The organism is Terriglobia bacterium (assembly GCA_020072565.1).
GTDB lineage: Bacteria > Acidobacteriota > UBA6911 > UBA6911 > UBA6911 > JAFNAG01.
This window is the reverse complement of sequence record JAIQGI010000031.1, coordinates 69,096-75,924: the sequence shown is the minus strand read 5'-3', so window position 1 is coordinate 75,924 and position 6,829 is coordinate 69,096. Positions and strand designations below refer to the sequence as shown.

The following is a 6,829-nucleotide window of genomic DNA, read 5'->3' as shown; positions in this document are numbered from 1 at the left end:
TCGACGCGACCTCACGCACCATCTGCGCGCCCATGTTCTCGAAGCCTTCCTTCAGCTCGATCTCTTTGGCGACCGTCACCCCGTCCTTCGTGATCACGGGGGATCCGAATTTCTTGTCCAGTACCACGTTCCGGCCCCTTGGCCCCAGCGTGATCTTTACGGCGTCCGCCAGCTGATTCACGCCGCTCAGCAGAGCCTGGCGCGATTTCTCACCGTGCACGATCTCTTTAGCCATCAGTTCCTTACTCCTTTTCTTTCCTTGGTTTCATTCAGTTTGGCAGCTCGACTACTTACCCTTGGTGAGTACCGCAAGGATCTCCTCCTCGCGCATGATGACATAGTCCTGGTCATCGATCTTGATTTCGGATCCGGCGTACTTTCCGAACAAAATCCGATCGCCCGGCTTCACGTCCATGGGCGACCGCTTGCCGTCATCCAGCATTTTCCCCGGTCCCACTGCGATCACCTCGCCTTCCATCGGCTTCTCTTTCGCCGTGTCCGGTATGATGATTCCTCCTTTGATCACTTCCTTTTCTTCAATCCTCTTTAGAAGCACCCGATCGTGCAAGGGCCTGACTTTCATTAATTCCATCTCCTTTTCCATATATCGTGATTTGCCAGTTGTTTAATCTGATAGGTTAGCACTCGCTTGAAGCGAGTGCTAACACTATATGATCGGCTTTGAGCTTAGTCAATGGCTGCGGCCGCCCGATTGGCGGTGAACTTGGGAGGAAGTGCTTGCAGCGCGACACCTTGCCTGCGCCTTCCTTGATTTTATGTCTCGATGCTTCACCCTAAAGCGGCAGCAAGCTGTCGCTCCAGGGATTTCATCGCCAATTCCGCAAATATGGAATCAATGGTTTGGCCGGCGTGGATTTTGACGGTCTCAGGTGCCCTGCGTGGAGCTGTCGGGCTACCCGGCTTTGCGCATGCTCTTTGCCTTATAGCGCATCAGCCTCTTGGCCAGGGTATTGCGGTGAATGCCCAGACGCTCGGCAGCCCGCATGAGATGGCCTTCGTTGCGTCTTACAATCTCCGCAATGAAGCAATTCTCGAACTGCTCGACCGCCTCGGTATAGAGAATCCCCTTGTCGATCATCTCAACGCAGATGCTTTCCAGGCGATCCTTGAGGCGGGGCTGGAGTTTCGCCGTAGCTTGGCTCATACCGAACTCCTGTTGTGGTTCCAGGTCTGCAAGATCTTCTGGTATTCTTCGTTGAATTTGAGCTTCAATTGTTGCGGCACAAGCAAAACTGCAGCACGAGCTCCTGCCAACAGATATGGGGCGAATACGGATCGTGCCAGAGTGTTCTGACGTAGCGGGAAAGCGATGAGGGCAAGGGCCACGATGGACGCTACCGCCCAACCCCTGAGAAAGCCGAACACTGCTCCCATCAGGCGATCGATCCATTCGAGAGAGGCCATTTTGATGAATCGGTTCACCAGGAATGCCGCTACTGCTCCTATCAGCAAGGAGGCTAAAAAGATGGCCAGAAAACCGATCAGATTGGCGATGGCCTCCGTCCGCGTCACATCCAGAAACCAGCGGGCCACAGCCGGGTAATAGCAAGCGGCCAGGATGAAGCCGCCGAACAGCGCCACCAGGCTGATCACTTCGCGCGCCAGGCCCTTCCTTACGGCGAAGCCCGTCGACACCAGAATGATGGCGATGAAGACAACGTCCATGAGCGTCCACTGATTCCAGTGCATGTCACATTGCCCCAATCAAGCCAGGCGAACTGCAACCAGGCTTGCATGCGCGACCCGGCTCTGAGGGTCGATCCTGGGCCCGACCCGCAGCGACCGTCACCCCCGAGCAGACGGGAAGGACGGAAGTGAGGCCCGATCTATAGCGCCGGGCTGAGCAGGTATTCACCTTATAGGATCAGGCACCTGCGAATCAATTCAATTTTGGATTTTGGATTTGAGATTTGGGAAGGGGATTGACCTTCAGATTTTTTCTTCAATCCCGAAGACAAATTCGGGATCACGGCGGCGGCTTCGGTATTACGGTGCGGGCAGTGGCCCCGCTCTCAATTCCTTGCCGGGCGCAATCCGGATGCCTGAGCCGCACCATGTGACCATGCGGATCAGACTCGACGGTCACGGAAGGGAGGGGCGCAAAACCCGCGCACGGCCATGGGGCTTTGCAGCAGGGACTCGGGATCTCAGATCAGGCTGGATCCGGTCAGAAGCCGGTACGCCTCCAGATATTTCTCGCTGGTCGCCTTGGCGACCGGCTCCGGGAGTTCGGGTCCCGGGGGCTGCTTGTTGAAGCGGATCTGTTCCAGGTAGTCGCGCACGTATTGCTTGTCGAACGAAGGCTGAGGTCCCCCCGGTTTGTAGCTTGCCCGCGGCCAGAAACGCGAGGCATCCGGGGTCAGGATCTCGTCGCACACGAGGATGCGCCCGTTGTGGAGGCCGAACTCGAACTTCACGTCTGCGATGATAATTCCTTTCCGGAGGGCGTAATCGGCGGCGCGGCGATAGATCTTGAAGGTGAGGTCGCGCAGCCGGCCGGCGAACTCAATGCCGACGATTCCCGCCATGTCCTCAAATGAGATATTGAGGTCGTGGCCGGTCTCCGCTTTGGTCGCGGGGGTGAAAATGGGCTCCGGCAGGCGATCGCACTCGCGCAGTCCGCGGGGCAACCGGATGCCGCAGACCGCGCCGTGCTCCCGATACTCCTTCCAGCCGGATCCGGCGATGTACCCGCGCGCCACGCATTCGATCGGAAAGATCTCCGCCTTGACCACCAGCATGCTGCGCAGGCGCAGGAGGTCACGATACGGCCGCAGCACCTCGGGGAATTCGGCGACCTCGGTGGTGATCAGATGATTGGGGACAATGTCCTCCATCATCCCGAACCAGAAGCGCGAAAGCTGGGTCAGGACCGCCCCCTTCATCGGAATGGGTGTGGGCAGCACCACGTCGAAAGCGGAAACCCGGTCCGTGGCGATCATGATGAGCTGGTCTCCGACCTCGTAGACGTCGCGCACCTTGCCCCGGCGGAAAAGCCGCAGCCCCTTCAGATCAGTCTGGACACAAACATCCCTCATAAAACCTCATTTTGGATTTTGGATTGCGGATTTTGGATTCCAGTCAGGTGCGCACATCCGGCAGGCGCAAAAATCCACTTCCCAAAATCCGCAATCCAAAATCCAAAATCGGGCTAGCTGGCGAGCGCCTCCTCGTGAGTGCGGAAATCCACGCTCACGATCTTGGACACGCCCGGCTCTTCCATGGTCACGCCGTAGAGGGTCTGGGCGATTTCCATCGTTTTCTTATTGTGGGTGATGATAAGGAACTGCGTCTCCTTGCTCAAGGTTGAGATCAGCTCGGTGAAGCGCATCACGTTGGCATCGTCGAGCGGCGCATCCACCTCGTCGAGAACGCAGAACGGGCTCGGCCGGTAGCGGAAAATCGCAATCAGCAGGGCCAGGGCCGTGAGGGCCTTCTCGCCGCCGGAGAGCAGGAGCACGTTCTGCAATCTCTTTCCCGGCGGCTGCGCCACGATATCGACGCCGCTCTCGAGCAGATCGCCCTCGTCGAGCAGCCGGAGGTCGCACTGCCCGCCTTTGAAGAGGATCTGGAAGACCTCGATGAAATTCTCCCGGATGTTCTTGAACGCATCCTGGAACTGCTCGACGGAGCGGCGGTTGATCTCTGCGATCGCTCTCTGGGTGTCGGCGATGGACTGTTCGATGTCTGCCCGCTGGCTGCTCAGGAACTGGTACCGTTCCTCGAGCTCCTGGTACTCCTCCAGGGCTCTCATGTTGATGGGGCCGAAGCTCTCGATGCGCTCGCGCAGCGTTTCGAAAGATTGGATCACCTCGGCATGGTCGCGCTGCCAGTCGGATTCCTCGATCTCAGTGAGGATTTCCTCGAGCGGCAGATGGAACTCCTCCTCGCAATTCCGCCTCAGGTGCTCGAGATCGCTCTCGATGCGCGTCTTTTCGATCTCGATGGCGCCGCGCACTCCCATCGCTTTCTCGCGCTCCGCATGCAGACCGCGAAGTCGCTCCTCGAGAGCGGCAAGAACATCGCGCTGCACGGATAATTCCTTCTGGCGTTCCGACAGCGTCGTTTCGGCTTCACCGGTCTGCCGTGTCAATTCGGCTATCTGTGCCTCGGTTTGGGCGCGCGCCCGCTCGAGCTCGACGAGTCCCGCAACCGCCTGTGCCTTTTCCTCATGATTGGCCCCCGTGCGCCGGCGCACGTCCTCCGCTTCCCGCGCGAGGCGTTGCAGCTCCGCCTCGATGCCGGACAGGCGTTCCTGTTTTACGGCATGCGCCGAAGCCAGGCTGGCGAGGACCTTGGACAGGGCCGAGTTCTCGGACTTGAGCGACTCGAGCCGACCGCTCAACTCCTGCAGCTCTTCACTGCTTACGCGGCTGCGCTGCTCGATCTCTTCTATGCCTGCGGCGGCCTCGGCGCGCCGCGCTTCGAGTTCGGATCTCTCGGCACGGAGTTGGGACAGCTCGAGGGCAGCCACGTTCTCGGACTGCTCGAGCTTTTTCAATTCGCCCTCGAGGCGCTCGATCTGGTGATGGAGGACAACCTTCTCGATGTCCAGCTTGCGTGCCTCGACCCCCAGAGACTTGAGGTTCTCGGCAACCGAAGCCTGATCGGTTTTGAGGACGGCCACCTCCGCGCGGGTCCTGTCGATCCTGGCGCGCAGCGACGCCAGGTTCCGTTCCAGCTCGCGCTTCTCGCGCTTGAGCGCGAGAAAGCCGGCCATCGCTTTCCTCTCTCCGACCGCAGAAAGCGTGCCCTTCGGCGAATAGGCCTCGCCGTTCAGGGTCAGGAAATTGGTGTCCGCATGAGTTTCCGCCACCTTAAATGCGGTCGGCAGATCGGATACCATGACCGTGGAGGCGAAGTCAGGAAGGGCGCGCTCGAATGCCTCTCTCACATCCTCGCGCATGCGCAACAGTTCGTCGAGGTAGCCCACGACGCCATCGCCGGCCAGCCGCGGACGCGCCGCCGCCTGGTGGTGTGTGTGGCCATTGCGGAGCGTCATGAACGTGCACTTGCCGGCTCCGATGCGCTTGACGCGCTCCACGCTCTGGACGGCGTCTTCCAGGCGGCCCACCACGATATACTGGAGCGGGTCGTTCAGATAATCCTCGACCGCGGCCTCATAGGCCGGGTCGGTTTCGAGGAGGTCGGCCAGGGTCTGTGCGGCGCATACCTGCTCCCCCGGGACTTGAGTGGAGAGAAACTTCTGGACTCCTTCGGAGTAGTTGGTGCGCCGGCGTTCCACCTCCTCCAGCGAGGTGTAGCGGTGCTGCATGATGCTGTACTCTTCCTGCCGTCCCGCAAGTTCCGCGGATACGCTATCGAGTCGCTTCGTGACCTGATCGGACCGGATCTCCAGTGCCGCCTGCTGGTCGGAGATTTCCTTCAGCCGGGCTGTGTTCGCTTCGAATCCCTTCTGCACTCCGGCCAGCTGATCCTGCTGGCGAGAGCGATCGCCTGCCTCCACTTCCTGCTCCGCTTGAATCCGGTCCACCCTGGCGGCGATGCGCTTGAGGTTCTCATCACAGCGCGCGTGCTGGTTTTTCAGGTCGGCCAGCTTTCCGGCACGATTCAAAAGGAAGGTGCGCGTTTCTTCGATTCTCGCTTCGGTGGCGCGCATGGCTTCCTGGAGCACCTCACTCCGCGCCTGCTCGCTTTCGAGAACCTCCTGTTCGCTTGCGATCTCGGACGTCAGCCCCGCTGAAGCTTGAGCGAGACGTTCCTGCTCTCGCTCGACCAGTTGCCCGCGCTCCGCGATGGCCCCCAGTTCACGATCAAGTTCGTTCACGCGCTCCGCCAGGCTTCTACTCTGGGTTTCCTGGCTTTGCCTGCGACCTGCGGCGTTGCCGGCTTCGACCCGAAGACCGGCGAGTTGGTCCCGCGTCTCATTGAGCCGCTCGTCCTGGGCCCGGCAAAGTTCCTGGCCGGCGGTCCGGGATTCCTCCACTTGCGCCAGTGACGACAGGATCGCCCGTTCCTGTTCTTGCGCGGCAGCGAACCGGACCGTGCTCTGCTCCAGCCGGGTCTGCAGGTCGCGCTGCTCCATCCCCAGCTTCAACTTGTGCAGGTTGCGCAACTCCTCGCGCAGGCGGTTGTAACGGCGCGCCTTGGCGGCCTGACGGCGGAGCGAGTTGAGGTTGCGGGTTACTTCATGGACGATGTCGTTGACGCGCAGCAGATTCTGTTGGGCCAGCTCGAGTTTCATCTCGGCCGAATAGCGACGGCTCTTGAACAGGGTGATGCGCGCCGCCTCTTCAATCAGGGCACGCCGGTCGGCTGGCTTGGAGCTCAGGATCTGGCCGATTCTGCCCTGCTCGATGAGTGCATAGGAGTTTGGCCCCAGGCCGGTTCCTTCGAACAAGGCCTGGATATCTTTCAGACGGCAGCGCCGCCCGTCCAGATAGTACTCGCTCTCGCCTGAACGATAGAGCCGCCGCCCCACCGTGAATCCTTCGGGATTGAGATCCAGCTTGAATCCCTCCGGCAGGTTGGGACTTGCTTTCAAACTCAAGGAGAGGACCACTTCGGAGAAGTTGGTAGCTTTGCGGGCCTGTGTTCCGTTGAAAATCACGCCTTCCATGCGATCCGTGCGCAGGCTCTTGGCGCTCTGTTCCCCTACCACCCAGCTGATGGCATCGGCGATATTACTCTTGCCGCAGCCGTTGGGGCCGACGATTGCCGTGCAGCCCTCATGGAAGACGATCTGGGTGCGGTCGCAAAAAGACTTGAATCCAACGATTTCCAGTTTCTGGATTTGATGCATGCGCGAACCCCGCAACTCGTGACTGGTTGGTCCGGACCTCAGGGG

6 protein-coding genes are annotated in these 6,829 nt (G+C 60.1%); all 6 read right to left on the bottom strand.

Annotation, left to right across the window (positions count from 1 at the left end):
- The coding region (groEL, locus tag LAP85_18785) for a chaperonin GroEL (GenBank protein ID MBZ5498450.1) at positions 1–235 on the bottom strand (235 nt) is incomplete at its 3' end.
- Positions 236–286: 51 nt separating this feature from the next.
- Positions 287–583 (bottom strand): co-chaperone GroES, encoded by a 297-nt coding sequence (gene groES, locus LAP85_18780; protein MBZ5498449.1) that lies wholly within the window; start codon positions 581–583, stop codon positions 287–289.
- 330 nt (positions 584–913) lie between these two features.
- Entirely contained in the window at positions 914–1,165 is a 252-nt protein-coding gene (locus LAP85_18775) for a helix-turn-helix domain-containing protein (GenBank protein ID MBZ5498448.1), read from the bottom strand.
- Positions 1,162–1,710, bottom strand: coding sequence for a CvpA family protein (locus tag LAP85_18770; GenBank protein ID MBZ5498447.1), 549 nt, complete (start codon positions 1,708–1,710; stop codon positions 1,162–1,164). Before LAP85_18770 ends, LAP85_18775 begins: the two co-directional genes overlap by 4 nt.
- A gap of 458 nt (positions 1,711–2,168) precedes the next feature.
- Complete coding sequence (locus LAP85_18765) at positions 2,169–3,059, bottom strand: phosphoribosylaminoimidazolesuccinocarboxamide synthase (protein ID MBZ5498446.1); 891 nt, start codon at positions 3,057–3,059, stop codon at positions 2,169–2,171.
- A 113-nt stretch (positions 3,060–3,172) separates the two neighbouring features.
- The gene (gene smc, locus LAP85_18760; GenBank protein MBZ5498445.1) at positions 3,173–6,784 is read right to left on the bottom strand and encodes a chromosome segregation protein SMC; all 3,612 of its coding nucleotides are present in this window, start codon (positions 6,782–6,784) and stop codon (positions 3,173–3,175) included.
- Positions 6,785–6,829 lie beyond the last annotated feature (45 nt).

Coding starts and splice junctions, on each gene's coding strand:
- groES (MBZ5498449.1), bottom strand. CDS start 583: ATGAAAGTCAGGCCCTTGCACGATCGGGTGCTTCTAAAGAGGATTGAA.
- LAP85_18775 (MBZ5498448.1), bottom strand. CDS start 1,165: ATGAGCCAAGCTACGGCGAAACTCCAGCCCCGCCTCAAGGATCGCCTG.
- LAP85_18770 (MBZ5498447.1), bottom strand. CDS start 1,710: ATGCACTGGAATCAGTGGACGCTCATGGACGTTGTCTTCATCGCCATC.
- LAP85_18765 (MBZ5498446.1), bottom strand. CDS start 3,059: ATGAGGGATGTTTGTGTCCAGACTGATCTGAAGGGGCTGCGGCTTTTC.
- smc (MBZ5498445.1), bottom strand. CDS start 6,784: ATGCATCAAATCCAGAAACTGGAAATCGTTGGATTCAAGTCTTTTTGC.